At 71.1% G+C, this 15423-nt stretch carries 10 protein-coding genes; 1 reads left to right on the plus strand and 9 read right to left on the minus strand.

Annotation, left to right across the window (positions count from 1 at the left end; genetic code table 11):
- The 6 genes from QR77_RS46685 to QR77_RS16400 form a co-directional block, all read right to left on the minus strand.
- Positions 1 to 1481 (minus strand): ATP-binding protein (locus tag QR77_RS46685; protein WP_160310918.1); only part of this gene is annotated, 1481 nt, incomplete at its 3' end.
- 48 nt (positions 1482 to 1529) lie between these two features.
- Positions 1530 to 2402 carry a class I SAM-dependent methyltransferase gene (locus tag QR77_RS16380; protein WP_040022531.1) on the minus strand — a complete coding sequence of 291 codons (873 nt, stop codon included), beginning with the start codon at positions 2400 to 2402 and terminating at the stop codon, positions 1530 to 1532.
- 143 nt (positions 2403 to 2545) lie between these two features.
- Complete coding sequence (locus QR77_RS16385) at positions 2546 to 4135, minus strand: MFS transporter (RefSeq protein WP_052488816.1); 1590 nt, start codon at positions 4133 to 4135, stop codon at positions 2546 to 2548.
- A 66-nt stretch (positions 4136 to 4201) separates the two neighbouring features.
- Positions 4202 to 7651, minus strand: coding sequence for a non-ribosomal peptide synthetase (locus QR77_RS16390; protein ID WP_052488817.1), 3450 nt, complete (start codon positions 7649 to 7651; stop codon positions 4202 to 4204).
- Between the two features lie 101 nt (positions 7652 to 7752).
- Positions 7753 to 9144, minus strand: coding sequence for a murein peptide amidase A (locus QR77_RS42205; RefSeq protein ID WP_150130392.1), 1392 nt, complete (start codon positions 9142 to 9144; stop codon positions 7753 to 7755).
- Positions 9145 to 9321: 177 nt separating this feature from the next.
- A complete protein-coding gene (locus QR77_RS16400) occupies positions 9322 to 11064 on the minus strand; it encodes a BTAD domain-containing putative transcriptional regulator (RefSeq protein WP_160310919.1) in 1743 nt (580 codons plus the stop codon).
- An 886-nt stretch (positions 11065 to 11950) separates the two neighbouring features.
- On the opposite strand from QR77_RS16400, the gene QR77_RS16405 reads away from it, so the two are divergent.
- Positions 11951 to 12448 (plus strand): MerR family transcriptional regulator, encoded by a 498-nt coding sequence (locus QR77_RS16405; RefSeq protein ID WP_040022532.1) that lies wholly within the window; start codon positions 11951 to 11953, stop codon positions 12446 to 12448.
- Here the strand turns inward: QR77_RS16405 and QR77_RS16410 are convergent.
- The 3 genes from QR77_RS16410 to QR77_RS46690 form a co-directional block, all read right to left on the minus strand.
- Entirely contained in the window at positions 12340 to 13158 is an 819-nt protein-coding gene (locus QR77_RS16410; RefSeq protein ID WP_040022533.1) for an SDR family oxidoreductase, read from the minus strand. The two genes, QR77_RS16405 and QR77_RS16410, sit on opposite strands and share 109 nt — an antisense overlap.
- Positions 13159 to 13189: 31 nt before the next feature.
- The gene (locus QR77_RS16415) at positions 13190 to 14305 is read right to left on the minus strand and encodes an alcohol dehydrogenase catalytic domain-containing protein (RefSeq protein ID WP_040022534.1); all 1116 of its coding nucleotides are present in this window, start codon (positions 14303 to 14305) and stop codon (positions 13190 to 13192) included.
- A 61-nt stretch (positions 14306 to 14366) separates the two neighbouring features.
- On the minus strand, positions 14367 to 15353 hold the full coding sequence (locus QR77_RS46690; RefSeq protein WP_052488820.1) for an ROK family protein: 987 nt from the start codon (positions 15351 to 15353) through the stop codon (positions 14367 to 14369).
- Positions 15354 to 15423 lie beyond the last annotated feature (70 nt).

Here is a 15423-nt window from a genome sequence, read left to right on the forward strand (position 1 = left end):
CCGGAGGCGAACGGCCCGGGCCCCAGGGCGGGCTCCGGGGCGGAGCACAACTCGCCGATCCGGTCGGCCACGAGCCGCAGGACGGACCGCGCGCCCGCGAGCGCGCCGCCGTCCCCCGGTGTCCCGGCCGCCGCGACGTCCACCAGTGCCTCGGCGTCCACCGGACGCCCCAGGCCGAACGCCATGTTCAGTGCCCGCGCCCCGACCAGCCCCGAGGGCGCCGCCCGGCCCGTGACCGGCTCCGCCGCCTCGGCGTAGAGGGCTTCCGCCTCGCCATGCCGGCGCTGCCCGGCCAGTGAGCCGGCCAGCAGCACGGCCAGGTCCGTATCGGGAGCGCCACCGGGCGGCAGAACGGCGCGGCACAGGTCCTCGGCGAGGGCGAAGTCCTGGCAGCGCAGCGCGCCTTCCGCTGCCTCGCTGGCCTGCGCGGCTTCCGGTATCCAGCCGGACCCCAGCCGGAGCCGGGAGATACGCGCCGCGTCGTCTGCGCTCCGTACCCCGGCGTGTTCCAGCCCCTCGGCGATCACCAACCGGAGTCGGCGGGTGGTCAGTTCGGGCAGCGTCCCGCGCAGGACAGCCGCGCACAAGGGGTGCGCCAGCCGCAACAGCAGACCGAAGCCGCGGCGTTCGGCCACGACGACCCCCCGCTGGTTCAACGACTCAGCGGCGACGCCGAGTTCGGCGGCGAAGTCCAGCCCGGCCTCGAAGGATCCCGCGACGGCGAGCATGCTGACGAGTTCCCTCTCCTCCGCGCTCAGCGGGCCGAGGAAGAGCTCGCTCAGCGCGACGAGACGGCCGTCGGGCGTCCCGCCCAGCCCGGGCCACTGCCACCTTCCCCGTACCTTGCGCAGCGTGCCGTCCTCCAGCGCGGAATCCGTCAACTCCCGCAAGGCGCGGGCATTTCCCCGGGCGAGGTCCCAGAACTTCTCGGCAGTGCCCGCGGCGACGGCTCCCCCGAGCCGGGCCGTCAGGACCTTGACCGAGCCCGATCTGTCGAAGGCGCCGACCTCGATCCGCCGCAGCGACTGCCTCAGCAGCAGGTGCCGTACGCCGTCGGGCAGCGGCGCCACGGACGAAGCGGTGGCCACCAGAACGGCCCGGCCGCTGCCGGCGAGCCGGTGGACCTGTTCCAGCGCGCGAGGGCCGATGAGATGAATGTCGTCGACCCCGATCACCGGTCTGTCCTCGCCTCCGCCCGGACGTAACGGGAAAGGCTCACCGCGCGGCGCGGCGCGCTGCGCCGGCACCCGGCTGTGCTGGAGCGGGAGCACCGGTGCGAGCGCGGTCGGATCTCCGAGCCGTACGACCTTCGCGCCGCGCCGCTCCGCCCGGGCCAGGGCCGCGTCCAGGAGCGTGGTCCTGCCGACGCCGGGCGCACCGGTCAGGAGAGCGCCCGCACCTCTCTCCCATGACCGCTCGATGTGGGCGAGTTCCGTCTCCCGTGAGGAGACAAGCACGTCGTCAACTTTTTCTGCCGCCATTTCTGTTTCCCCCGTGTTCCATGGCGCCGAACCATTCCGGTCTGCCGGTCAGGCCACCGGCGCACTCGCACTGATGTACATGACAGGTACCGGCGTGGTGATCGTTCCCTTCTCGCTCTTCAGCGCGTCCAGCCGCCGGGCCACTTCCCGCGCGACCCCGTCGCCGTCCGCCTGCTCGATGCGCTCCCACAACCTGCGCATCCCGGTTGTCCGGGTCCACTCGACCCACTGCGCACCCGACTCGGCCACCAGCGGGAATATCTCCTCACGGGCCACCACATCGGTGAATCCGGCCCCGGTCAGGGTCTTTTCGATCGATTCCGGTGTCACCAGCCAGTTGTCCGCGTAATTCGCGAAGGGATAGTCAGGCCCTTCGCTCTTTCCCTGCCGTGTCATATACGGAATGAGCAGGTCGTGGACGCTCGAAGGCAGGAGCCCCCAGCGGCCCTCGGCGGTCGGGAAGAAGGAAGGGGCGCTGAGCGCGAATGTGCCTCCGGGCCGCAGGAGTGTCAGGTAGGGGCTGAGGTCCGAAGCCTCGCGGGTCCAGATGAAAAGACTGAGACTGCCGACCACCGCGTCGAACCTGCCCGCCGGGAACTCCGGGGCCTGTCCGTTCATCACGGAGACGGACACCTGGGACAGGCCACGGGCCCCGGCGGCCTGTGCGGCGTACTTCGCCATCTCCTCCGAGATGTCGATGCCGACGACCTCACCCTTCTCACCGACGGTCTCGGCGGCCGAGAAGAGCGCCGCGCCACGGCCGCATCCGACATCCAGAACGGAATCGCCGGGAGTCAGACCCGCGATGTGGACGAGCCGTTGACCGATCGGGACAAAGAACGCGACGCCACTCTGGTCGTACACCTCGGCAGTTCTGTTGAAGAGGCTGTGCATCTCTTCCGTCGTCTCGACACTTTCCATCCGAAATCTCCTTGATATAGGCAGAGTTGACTACGGCAGGGATCGCGCACAGGTGATATCAATGGCAGCACAGATTTCGATCACCTGTCCAATAGCCAGATCTTCTCGCCCCGAGCAGCAACCGTTATGCGCGACCGTGGGGTTCAGACGCCCTCTTCGGCGCCCCGGGCCAGATTTCCCTTGGGGAGCAGGGCGAAGACCAGTACGGCGCTGGCGAAGCTCAGCACCGCGCCGACGACCATGGCGGTGTGCATGCCGTCGACGAACGCGGCCCCGGCCGCCCGTACGAGTTCGGCTGCCTTGTCGGTCCCGAGCGAGGCCGCCGTACGGCCGACCGCGCCGACGGAGTCGGTCGCCCGCTGCGCCTCGGCGCCGGACAGCTCGCCCAGATGGGGCCGGAGCCCGCTCGCGTACACCGAGGCGAGCACACTGCCCAGCAGGCCGATGCCGAGCGCGCCCGCGCTCTGCCGCACCCAGTGGCTCGCCCCGCTCGCCACCCCGGCCAGCTCCATGGGGATCTCGCTCAGGCTCACGGCGATGGCCTGCCCGACGTTGAGCCCGGCGCCGAATCCGATGAGTCCGAGGCTGACGCCGATGACGGTGTACGACGACGAGGCGTCGGCACCGAGGAGTGTCAGCATGCCGGCACCGACGAACGCGAGGCCGAGCGCGATCACTCCCCGGCTGCCCAGCTTGGCGGCCACGGGTCCCGCGATCACACTGGACGCCGTGAACAGCACGGCCAGCGGTACGAGTCCGAGGCCGGCGTCGAGCGGCTGGTAGCCCAGCACGCCCTGGAGGTACTGGGTCAGGACGAACATGATGCCGCTGAAGACGAAGAAACTCAGCGAGGTCGCGAGCGACCCCAGCACGAACAGCCGCTTCCGCAGCAGCCGGAGGTCGAACACCGGAGCCCGGACCCGCCGTTGGGACTGGATGAAGACCACGAGCAGCACGATGCCCAGCACACCCGCGCCCAGTGTGATCGGCGATGTCCAGCCCCGGTGCGGTCCCTCGATCACGGCGAACAGCAGGCCGCCCGTACCGAGTGTGGAGAGCACGACACCCGGCAGGTCCAGCCCCCGGCCGGCCGGCTCGGGCCGCTGGTGCCTGATGAAGAGCTGCCCGCAGATCAGTGTGACGACCACCAGCGGGATGTTGATCAGGAAGACCGAACCCCACCAGAAGTGGTTGAGCAGATAGCCGCCGAGTACCGGCCCGAGCGGCAGCCCAAGGACGGTCATGGCGCTGAGGATGCCGATCGCCTTGCCCCGCTCGCCCTTGGGGAAGCTGACTGTGACCAGCGCGAGCGAAGCGGGCAGAATGCCCGCTCCGCCCACACCGAGCAGCGCGCGCCACGCGACCAGTTGCCCGGTGCCGGTCGCCAGCATGCACAGCGCCGAGGCGATGCCGAAGAGCGTCAGGCTGCCCATCAGCAGCCTTTTGTGGCCGAGTTGGTCGCCCAGCCGGCCGCCTATGAGCATCAGGGCGGCGAAGGTCAGGATGTACGAGTCGTTGATCCAGGCCAGGTCGCTGCTGGAGGCCGAGAGGTCCACCGCGAGGGACGGCAGCGCGATGTTGACGACGGTCGCGTCCACCTCCACCACGGTGACGACGAGGCACAGCACGGCCAGGACGATCCACCGCCGGGGGGAGGCTCCCTCCTCGGGCGCGTGCGGGCTCGTCCCGCCGGGATCTCGGGTGGGATTCACCATGGAATCGGGGTTCGGCATGGTCTCTCGGTGTTCCTTCACTGTGGGGGAGTACCGCGTGGTACGGGAACGAGGAACCGCCGGGCCTCAGGCGGGCCGGGGCGCCAGCTCGGCGGCGATGACACGGCCGATCTCGGCGGCGGGCCCGGCACGCATCATGTCCCGGTGTGCGCAGGCGACATCGATCTTGCGGACCTGGCCGTCGACGTACGGGTCCCAACTGTCGCGGCTGGGCGAGGAGTCCGTACGCCCTTCGGCGGCGGTGAAGAGCACGACGTCGCCCTTGAACGTGCCGGGCCGGAACACCCGCACCAACTCGACGTTGTTGACCCAGGTGTCCGCCAGGTGCCTGACCCGCTCGACGCCCATGAACCGCACCGACTCGACCTGGTCGTGGATGATCTCGGCGAACCGGTCGCGGTCGAGGGAGGCCAGATCCGCCTCCCCCACCTCGTAGCCGAGGTCCGCCAGGAGGCGCGCGAGGGCCAGATTCTCCGCCACCCGCTCGGTCCCGAAGTCGTACTCGTCACCTGGATAGGTGTCGAGAATGGTGAGGAAGGCGACCTCCTCGCCCTGCCGTTGCAGCTCCACGGCCATCGCGTGGACCACCGTGCCGCCGAAGGACCAGCCGAGGAGGTGGTACGGACCGGTCGGCTGCACCGTACGTATCTGCTCGACGTAGTCCCGCGCCATGTGCTCCACACTCGGCGGGCGCAGCCCCGGTGTGCTGAGGCTGCGGGCCTGGACGGCGTACAGGGGCTGGTCGTTGCCCGTGACGCTCAGCAACGCCGAGTAGGGCCAGCCGAATCCGAACCCCGGGTGGATGCAGAACAGGGGCGGCCGCTCCCCCGTCGGCCGGAGCGGCAGCAGGACCTCGAAGGGGTCCTGCGAGTCGCCGGACTCCACCAGTTCGGTGAGCCGGGCGACGGTGGGGTGGTTGAAGAGATCGCGGATGGTGATCTCGGTGGAGAGGGTGGTGCCCACACGGCTGGTGAGCCGGGTCGCGAGGAGGGAGTGTCCGCCGAGGTCGAAGAAGCTGTCGTCGATGGATACGGCGGGCAGGCCCAGCACTTCGGCGAAGAGCCCGGCGATGATCTCCTCGCGGGGTGTGCGAGGCGTACGCCCGGTGGTCGCGGCGCCGAAGTCGGGCGCGGGCAGGGCCCGTCGGTCGACCTTGCCGTTCGGGGTCAGGGGCAGCGTGTCCAGCACCAGGACCGCGGCCGGGACCATATGGCCGGGCAGCGCCTGAGCCACCCGGGCCCGCAGGTGCGCCGGGTCGAGGGACCGGCCGGTGCTCGGCACCGCGTACCCGACGAGTTGCTTGAGGCCCTGGGCCTCGTGGACGGCGACGACCGCTTGGCGTACGTCCTCGTGGCGGATGAGGGCCGCCTCGATCTCACCGAGTTCGATGCGGAAGCCGCGTATCTTGACCTGGTCGTCGGCGCGCCCGAGGTGGTGGAGCTGCCCGTCGGGGCGCCGGCGTGCGATGTCGCCGGTCCGGTACATACGCTCGCCCGGGGCGCCGAACGGGTCGGAGATGAAGCGCTCGTCGGTGAGGGCGGGCCGGTTGAGGTAGCCGCGCGCCAGGCCCCGGCCGGCCGCGTACAGCTCGCCGGGCACACCGATGGGGACCGGCTGGAGGTGCTCGTCGAGCACGTACAGACGGGTGTTGGCGACCGGGCTGCCGATGGGCGGGGCCGTGGTCGAGTCGGTGAGCCGGTCACTGAAGGAGACGGCGACGGTCGACTCGGTGGGACCGTAGGCGTTGAACACACTGCGCCCCGGGGACCAGCGTCCGACCAGTGCGGCGGAGAGCGCCTCCCCGCCGGAGATGACGGTGCCGCCGGGCAGCAGGTCGTCCGTGGGCTCCAGGGCGGCCAGCGCGGCGGGCGGCAGCATGACATGGGTGACGCCGTGCCGCTTGATGGTCCCGGCCAGCGGGTCGCCGGGGAGCAGGCTGTCGGCGTCGGAGACGACGAGGGCGGCGCCCGAGAGCAGGCCCATGGTCAGCTCCCAGAACGCGGCGTCGAAGCTGGGCGAGGAGAACTGGAGCACCCTGCTGCCCGGGCCGATCCCGAACTTCTCCTCGTGGGTGGCGGTCAGGCTGGACACACCGGTGTGGGAGACGACAACCCCCTTGGGGCGGCCGGTGGAACCGGACGTGTAGATGACGTACGCCGGGTGCGCGGGGAGCAGCGCCACCTCGGGCGCGGTGTCCGGCAGGGCTCCGAGGTCCAGGGTGTCGAGCAGGACGCGGGGCGCCGAGCCCGGCATCCGTCCGGTGATCGCGCCGGTCGTCAGGATGAGCGCCGGGCGGGAGTCGTCGAGCATGTACGCGATGCGGTCGGCCGGGTAGTCGGGGTCCACCGGGATGTATCCGGCGCCCGCCTTCCACACCGCGAGCGCCGCCACCGGCAGGTCCACCGAGCGCGGCAGCGCGAGGGCGACCAGACTCTCCGGTACGACACCGAGGGCGACGAGGTGGTGCGCCAACCGGCTGGAACGGGCGTCGAGTTCGGCCGCGGTGAGCTGTCCGCCGGCGAAGATGACGGCGGGCGCAGCGGGGTCACGGCCCACCCGGCGCGCGAACAGTTCGGGCAGGGTGACCACCGGGAGGTCCCGCTCGGTGTCGTTGAACCCTTCGATGAGCAGGGTCCGCTCCTCGGAGCTGAGGATGTCCAGGCGGCTGACGGGAGTGTCGGGGTCGGCGAGCGCGGCTCGCAGCAGGCGTTCGAGACGAGCGGCGAGGGCCTCGGCCGTGGTGCGCTCGAAGAGGTCCGTGCTGAACTCGACGCCGATGTCCAGGCCGCCGCCCGGGCGGCCGTCGGCGTCCTCGCGCTCGGTCGCCTCGAACAGCAGGTCACAACCCGGGACACCGGTGTCCGTGTGCCGGGCCCAGGGTCCTTCCGGCGCCCCGGTGGTGGAACGGTGCGCCAGCGCGACCTGGAAGAGCGGGTGGAAGGTGCCGGGGCTGTCGGGCGCGAGCACCGCCACGAGGCGGCCGAACGGCACGTCCTGGTGCGCGTACGCGTCCCGGCCGGTGTCCCTGACCCGGGCGAGGAGTTCGCGGAAGGTGGGGTCGCCGGAGACATCCGTGCGCAGGACGACCGCCTCGGCCGTGGGGCCGTCGACGGCGACGCCGACCGGCAGGTCGGTTCCGGCGCCGAGGCGGCTGAGCAGAGCGGCGACGCCCGCGTGGAACGCGGTGAAGGTGCTCGTACCGGCGCTCCGGGCGAGCGCGGCGAGGCGCGCGTGCGTCTCAGCGGCTGTCCGCACCCGGACGGTGTCGGCGCGACTCTCCGTGGTCCGGGTCCTCGGACGGTCGAAGGGAAGCGTTAACTGCTCGGGAAGACCGCTGAGCGTTTCGCTCCAGTAGGCGAGTTGCCGGCTCTGCTCGGCGCCGGCGACCTGCGGGAATTCCTGTGGAGCCACCGGGACGGTGGAATCGATCCGACCGGATCCGCTTTCCTTCGTGCCCTCGGAGAATTCCTCGTTCCGGTCCAGGAATGAATTCAGGAAAGACGATGTGAACTTCATGCTTAACCCCCCGTGAAAGCCTTGAAGCTGCACATCCAAGGATATGAGGGGGGACCTAGCGCGCCTCCTAGCGCCAAGCCTGATAAAACGTCAAGTCGATGTCAGGAAGGGCGACAAGGCGTGATGGCGCCATCACCGATCGCCGAGGCCGTGAGAACGGCGGAGAGCTGAGCGGCGACCAGCGAGCCGAGGGGATACGCCGTGGGGCGGCACTCCGCGTCGAAGGCCTCGCACAGCGCGCCGAAGGTCCGGTGGGCGTACGCGGTGGAGCGGGCGAGGAGCGCGCTGTCGTGCTCACCGGCGGGGCCGGCGACGGCACGCACGTCGGACGGGTCGGGGAACATGCGCTGCCACATACCGAGCGTGCGCAGCGGCAGCAGCCTCGCCGTGTCGTGCACCGCGTGCCAGAGCCCCTCGGCCGCCTCCGGGTCCCGCGGGAGGCCGATCTTCGTACGCCAGACGGTCGCCGAAGCACGGGCGAGACGGATGGTGTCCTGTACGGCGGGCCCGAAAGGGCCCTCCGGCGCCGCCCGTAGCGCGGCGCCGAGAGCCTCCTCGACGGGCGCCACCGCGCGCATCAGGTGTTCGGCCTGCCCGGCGACCGCCACCGCCCACGCCTCGGGCGAGGACGGCACGGCCGGTCTGCGCACCTCCCACCGGGGGACCTCGGCGATGACCCCCCGCGTGCCGTACCGCTGGGCGTAGTGGAGGCTGCAGGTGCCGTGGCCCGGGGCACTCCGGGGAGCCCCGGTGTCGGGGTGCAGTTCGCCGGCTCCGGGCAGGATGTGCACGCCGGGGGCCGAGCAGGGCCAGCCGACGGTGTCCATGGAGACGGCGTCGACCGGGAGTCCGTGAGCCGCCGGGATCCGCGCCAGTTCCCCGGCGAGCGTCGGATCGTCCTGGTCGATAATGGAGAAGGCGCCGCCCACATCGCTGTTGTGCAGGGAACACAGCACCAGCGGACGCAGCGTGTCGATCACCTCCATGACGGCCCTGGTCTCCGGCAGCGGCCGGTCGAAGCGGCCCCCGGGCACGTCGAGAGGGAAGGTCCACTCCGGCTGGGCGGCGAGTCCGGGCCGGTAGAAGTTCCGGTGGTACGCCTCGACGCCGGGCGGCCCGGCGTACCAGCCCTCGTTGAGCCGGGCCCCGTCGAGGTCCCAGCACGGCAGGACATGCCAGGTGAACGGGGCGACGGCCGGGTCCTGTGCACGGATCGCCGCGCCGACGAGGCGTACGAGTTCCCAGGCCGTCAGCAGGCCGACGGGTTCGTTCGGGTGCGGGCCGGCGACAACGAGGATGTTCCTGGGGCCGGAGCCGACAGTGACCAGTTCCAGCGGCTCACCCGCGCGCGTCACCCCGATCCGGCGGACGCTCCCGCGTCCGGTCACCGCCTCGCCGTGGATCGCCCGTAACGCGGCGTCCACGGACGGGAATCGATCGAACCGGCGGACCTGGCCGGTCATCCGTGTCAGCTCTCCGTGCGCTCCACGCATGCCCCACTACCTTTCCTCCGGCGCCCGTGTGGTGACAGACACTGCCCGGGTCGCGCGAACGGCGTGGCGGTACCGAGGCAGTCCATCCGTACGGAGCCGGTCGCGCACGGATGTTCACCGGGAGCGTGTCGGCTGCCTCATGGATGGCTGTTCCCGCGCAGGGGGGCTCCGAAGCGTTCAGATGGTCATATGGACCCGGCGCAGGAGCTGGGAGACCACCGAGGAACCCTCGTGGTCACCGGCCTCGGCGAAGATCCGCCACGCCCGGCCAGCGGACTCGGCGGCGGCGGTCACCGCACCCCGGTCGAGCTGCGCGCGCGCCATCCGTACGAGCGACCAGGCCGTCGTGCCCGGCCGGTCCTTCGGTGGTGGCGTACGCACCGGTTCCTGACCGGGACCGGCCGCCTCGCCACTGTCGGGCCGGGCCTTGGACCCGGCGGCGGGCGGGGCGAGGGCGGGCCTGCCGCACAGCGCGGCGATCTGGCGCGCGAACTCCGCGTCCTCCTCGAACCGGCGTCTGGTCAGCAACGCGAAGGCCCGCTCGGCGTCCTCGTCGGTGAGCGCCTCCAGGCGCAGGTGACGGGCGCCGGGCGGTCCGGCGATCGCGGTCCGGCCGGTGACCAGGACCGCGCAGCCGGGGGTGTCCGGCAGCAGCGCCCGTATCTGCCCCGGATCGGCGGCGCCGTCCACGAGCAGCAGCACACGCCGGCCCGCCAGCCGGGCCCGCAGCGCGACCGCCGCGGCCTCCGGGGTCAGGGGCGGGGAAGCGGGCGGCAGGCCGGAGAGCCTGAGCAGATCGCTGATCCGGTCGGCGATCGGCCCGCCCGGTGCCCGGGGCCCCAGGTCCACGTACCAGAGGCCGTCGGGGAACCGCTCGTGCAGCCGGTGTGCCACATGCACGGCCAGGGCGGTCTTGCCGCTGCCCGGGGCCCCGGAGAGCAGCACGAGCGGCACGGTGGCGGTGGCAGTCGCGGTCGCGGTGCCGGTGGTGCCCATACCTGGGTGGGCGTGATCCGGCGGCGGTACGAGGGTCCGCTCGATGGCCTCGATCTCGTCGGCCCGCCCGACGAACCCCGGCGTGTCCGGCGGGAGTTGGCGCTGAGTGACCCAAATCTCGCCGGGCGGGGCGCAGCCGGGGGACGCGCGTCCGGCCACCGACGGCATCTCGCCCCTGAGGATGTTCTGCTGGACGGCGCGCAGCTCCTCGCCGGGCTCAAGACCGCAGGCATCGAGCAGCAGCGTGCGCGCCTGCTGGTAACAGTCCAGCGCCTCCGCCTGCCGGCCGTCCTGGTGGAGGGCGCGCATCAACTGGGCCCAGGTGCGCTCCCGCAGCGGGTGCCGCGCCGACAGGGCGCGCAGCTCCCCGAGCAGGTCGCCGTGGAGGCCGAGGGACAGCTCCAGGTCCGTACGGTCCTCCACCGCCCGGCTGTGCTCCTCTGTGAGCCGTGCGGCCTCCCTGCGCTGGAGGCGCTCCGACGGTACGTCGGCCAGCGCCGGGCCACGCCACAGCTCCTCGGCCGCGCGGAACACGGCGACGGCGGTGACGGCGTCGCCTGCCCTTTCCGCCTCGCGCGCCCGCGCCACCGCCGTGCGGTACGCCTCGACGTCCACCCTTCCGGGAGACAGGTCGAGGCGGAAGCCGCCGGACACCGTACTCAGCCGGGCCGTCTCCCCGACCCGCTCCTTCATCAGGTTGCGCAGGCGCATGAGGTAGACGTACAGCGTCTCCTTCGCCGTCGGAGGAGGGGTCTGTGCCCACAGCCACTCGATGAGTTCGTCGGTGGGTACGACACGGCCGCTGTGCAGCAGCAGTCCGCCGAGCAGCACCCGTTGCTTTCCGGCGCTGGGAGACAACGTCCCCTTCGGACCCGTCAGTTCCACCGGGCCGAGCACTCGGCCCGTTATGCCACCCGTCTGCATCTGTCGGCTCTCCCCCGATGTCGCTCGATCCGTCCCGATCGTTGTACTGGAGCGGCTGGTCAGGCCGCCTTCCCAGAATGCCTGGGATCCCATCCGAAAGCGAGATTTGACATTCCTCTGACGTGGGCCGCACATTCCTTGACATGCGCGGGAAGGAGCTTAGGGGGCATCTCCCGTCGCGGCGGGCGGCGCTGAATATTGTTCATTCCGGCAACGCCTTTGTAACGCGTGGGCATTGACCGGCGGAAACACCGCGGCGGTCCGCCCCCGATCGGCCCGGCCCCATGGGCTCCGGCACCTCGCCCGGGCCCGTCCGACGCCCGTGGCGGCGGCCCGCAGCGGGGACCTCATCTCCTCCGGCCAAAAAGCTGCCTTTTCGGCCAACCACCCCGCCCCCGCCACCGGTCATGACTTGACGGAGCGACATGTGTGCGTTGTGCTATCCATGCCAGGTTCCATTGCGCGCGATGAAGAACCCGGGCGAGGGCCACATCCGTTTCCGTGCTCAAGGCGTGGGATTACGTTCTTGTGAATTGCCCCTCGCCCCACAGGTCTCAATGGCGAGACCGTCCCCAGGACGTGGACGATGAGCAGCCGTTCACCAGGGAAACTCCGATTCGAATATTCCACGGGCATGTGCGATCGCCCGGTGGGGGCCGTCGGACACGCCCTCCGGGGACCCGATCCGCATGCTAGAAACTGAGGTGGCCGGAGACGGCCGGAGACCGGCATACCTGGCCGGACAATCGGGGGAAGATCATGCATTCCGCTGGACATCGACTGCTCTCCGGGGCGCCGCCGACGGGGCCGGCGCCCCCCACCGCCCACGCTCACATCAGCGACCTGGACCATTCTCGCCACCACGAGCTGCCCCTGGACGTGACCCGTGCCCAGAACCACCACGTACGAGACCGAGTCGAAGCACCTGTCCCGCACCGTTCCCCGCGACACGGAGAGCACCCTGCGCATCGGTGAGATGGTCGACCGGACGGGGGTCAGTGAGCGGCTGCTGCGCTATTACGAGAGCCGGGGTCTGCTGAAGCCGAGCCGTACCCAGCAAGGTCACCGCGTCTACCGGACGAATGACATCTCGCGTATCCGGCTGATCCGGCTGCTGCTCGACGGCGGAATCAGCACGAAGAACATTCAGCTCCTGATGGACTGCATCCATGAAGGAATGGATCTGTCCAGGATATGTGACGAGTTGGACGACACTCTCGATCGCGAATTCGAGCGCATTTCCCGGGAGATCGAGTCGCTGGAGCTGACCCGCCGTTATATCGCTGTCCTCTCGGGCCGCGCCTCGGTCACCGAGCGGACATTGGCGTCCGCGGCGATGAGCGAGAGACCCCCGTCGATCACGAACGACTGGCCGGTCGCGTAGGCGGCGCCGTCCGACGCGAGATAGCGGATGAGCCCGGCGACCTCACCCGAGGCGCCGGGCCTTCCCAGCGGGACGACCGGCCGTGCGAGGGACCGGGGATCCACCGTCGCGGCATGGCCGTTCATCGGTGTCACGGTCTCTCCCGGCGCCACGGAGTTCACCGAGATGCCGTGCACACCCAGCTCCAGAGCCATCGTCTTGGTGAGCATGCCCAGGGCGCTCTTCGCCGCGCAGTAGGCGCTTCCTCCGGCGATCGGGATGTGCTCGTGCACACTCGTCACATTGATGATCCTGCCACCGCGTCCCCTCCGTACCATCGCGCGCGCCGCCTCCTGGGCCAGCAGGAAGGGGCTGGTGAGGTCGACGGCCAGCACCCGCGCCCAGTCGTCGTGGGTCTCGTCCAGGAAGGAAGCGCGCCGGTTCACCCCGGCGTTGTTGACGAACACGTCCACGCCGCCGGCCTCGTCGATCGCCCCGCGCAGCGCGGCCACCGCCGACTCAGGTACGGCCAGGGGCAGTTGGACCGACCAGGCGCGGACGCCTTCTCCATCGCTCTCGCCCTCGGTCAGCGCGTCGACGACTTCCTGGGCCGCCGACTTGTTGTTCCCGTAACCCACCACGACATCGAATCCGGCCCGGCCCAGTTCCAGCGCCGCGGCCCGCCCGATGCCCGAACTGGCGCCTGTCACCAGGGCGACTCGTCGTGTCATGTGCTTCCTCCGTGTGTGTGGTGTGGTGTGGTCAGCGGTCGTTCAGCAGGTCTTCGTTCATGTCGATGACGAGCCGCACCACCAGTTCGTCGTCCACCACCCGGCCGCGCGTCGCGATCATCCGGTTCATCAGATCGACACCGTCCCCCAGCGACCGCCGGTGGGTGAGGAGAACGTCGTACCGGCCCCCGGCCCGCTCCAGTTCGCCCGCCGCCTCCGCCAGCGCCCGTCCGGTCACCCCACGGTTGCCGGTGAACCGGACAGCCGCCGCCGAGCCGTCGGACCAGCTCACGCTGTACGGGGGAAGCGGGCCACCGGTGTTCGCCGCGCGGACGCCCGCGAGGTCGATCCCGGGGAAGTGCCGGCTCACCGAGTCCGGATACACCCCGCCGATCACATGCATCGCGCGTACGGCCCCGCCGAACGCCCCCCGCGCCAGATCGATGCCGTCGACCGTACGGTCCCGGTGCGTCCCGACCAGCACGGCCACCGGACGGCCCTCCCCCTCGCCCGCCAGGGTCTCCAGCTCGTCGGCCCGGACGTGGCGGATGCCGTGGCCCGCCAGGTGCTTCGCCGACCAGTCGAGGCCCGCGTCACCGCCGTGGACGAGTGTCACCCGTACGCCGCCGGAGAGCGCCGCCCGCAGTGCGGCGAGATTGCCGATCAGCCCGTCGCCGACGATCACCAACTCCTCGTGGGACGACCGCGCCAGGCACTGCGCCGCGTACGTCACCACGGCCAGCGGTTCGACCAGGGTCGCCGTGCCGGAGCCGAGCGTGGGCCCGATCGGGACCAACAGGCCCGCCGACACCGCCGATTCGGCGATCCGCACCCGCTGCTGGAACAGCCCGTCGACATTGTGGCCGAGCAGGAACGAGGGGTCCCCGGGATGCGTCGGGTTGACCACCACACGGTCCCCGCTCCGTACGCGGGTCACGCCCGCCCCGACGGCCACCACCCTGCACGCGCCCTCGTGGCCGAGGACCGGGGACGGGTCGTCCCGCAGGCCGCGCAGCATCTGGATGTCGGTGCCGCAGAGGCTGACGGCCTCGGGGGCGAGCAGGACCTCTCCCGGGCCCGGCGACGGCGTGGCTCGCGCCGCCAACTCGCTGTGGCCGCCGACGCGTTGGATCGCGATGTGGTCCATGGGGTGCGGGGCTCCCTCGATCGAGTGTCGGGTGTGGGGTGTCGGGTGTCGGGTGTCGGGTTCAGGATGTGACGACGGTGAGAAATCCGTCGGCCATGCGCTCCGCGCCCCTGATCGGGTCCACCGCGCCGGGCCGCAGCACCCGTATCGCACTCCGGCCGCGTACTCCACCTGCGTCGGAGTAGTTGGTCTCCGCTTCGAGGTGCTCATGGAGCGCGTGCTCGAAGTGCTCGGTGAGCCCTTCGGCTACGCCGCCACCGATGCCCAGCAGGTCGAGCAGCGGCTGCGTCGCCCAGAGCCAGCGGATCATCTCGGCGACGGGGTACGTGACCACCCGCAGGAGCGCGGCGGCCTCCGGGTCGTTCGCCGACAACCTGGCCGCGAACGTGCCGGGTTCGAAGCCGCTCATGCCCAGCGCCTTCGCCACTCTCGGGATGGCGGGACCGGCGGAGATGGAGGCGAGGTGGCCGGTGCCTCCGCAGTCGCAGTCCAGCCCGAGCAGGTATGGGACGTCGGCCGGGACCGGCGTCTTCATATGCCCCACCTCACCCTGGAGGCCGTTGCCGTCGACCACGATGCGACGAGCGGGCAGGTCGGCCACCTTCAGCGCGATGCCGCTGCTCACGGTGAGGTAACCGACGTGCCGGTGGCCCTCGTTCGCCACCGAGGCGGCGAAGTCCGCCAGCGCGCAGGTCACATCGTTGTGGACACACCAGCCGGTGTCGGGACGCCGCAGGCGCAGCTCTCCGACCAGGTCGCGGCGCAGCCGTGCGTCGCCCCACAGCGGCGCCGAACCGTAGACCCGCGAGGTGAGGTCGTTCATGGCGGCGCCCAGCGACACCACGACCCGTCCGCCCGGCTCCGCGACGAGCAGCAGCTCGTCGAGAAGCAGGTCGGTCAGTTCGGACGTCGACAGCCCCGGGTGGTTGAGCAGGCTCGGCGCGGTGCGGCGCTCGGTGACGTCGCCGGTGCGCACCCTGAGCCACGTACCGCCCACATCGACACCGACCGTGCCGTCCCCGAGCGCCGTACTCGTACCGGCGCTCATGACGGCTCCCCCAACGGCTCCCCGAGCGGCGCCCGCAGAGGCTCCCCCAGCGGCGCCCCGGTCGGCAGCC

This window comes from Streptomyces sp. 150FB (assembly GCF_000818195.1).
Taxonomy (GTDB): domain Bacteria; phylum Actinomycetota; class Actinomycetes; order Streptomycetales; family Streptomycetaceae; genus Streptomyces.

Excerpts from the sequence above, each read along its gene's own strand:
- QR77_RS16380 (WP_040022531.1), bottom strand. The coding sequence starts at position 2,402 with ATGGAAAGTGTCGAGACGACGGAAGAGATGCACAGCCTCTTCAACAGA.
- QR77_RS16385 (WP_052488816.1), bottom strand. The coding sequence starts at position 4,135 with ATGCCGAACCCCGATTCCATGGTGAATCCCACCCGAGATCCCGGCGGG.
- QR77_RS16390 (WP_052488817.1), bottom strand. The coding sequence starts at position 7,651 with ATGAAGTTCACATCGTCTTTCCTGAATTCATTCCTGGACCGGAACGAG.
- QR77_RS42205 (WP_150130392.1), bottom strand. The coding sequence starts at position 9,144 with ATGCGTGGAGCGCACGGAGAGCTGACACGGATGACCGGCCAGGTCCGC.
- QR77_RS16400 (WP_160310919.1), bottom strand. The coding sequence starts at position 11,064 with ATGCAGACGGGTGGCATAACGGGCCGAGTGCTCGGCCCGGTGGAACTG.
- QR77_RS16410 (WP_040022533.1), bottom strand. The coding sequence starts at position 13,158 with ATGACACGACGAGTCGCCCTGGTGACAGGCGCCAGTTCGGGCATCGGG.
- QR77_RS16415 (WP_040022534.1), bottom strand. The coding sequence starts at position 14,305 with ATGGACCACATCGCGATCCAACGCGTCGGCGGCCACAGCGAGTTGGCG.
- QR77_RS46690 (WP_052488820.1), bottom strand. The coding sequence starts at position 15,353 with ATGAGCGCCGGTACGAGTACGGCGCTCGGGGACGGCACGGTCGGTGTC.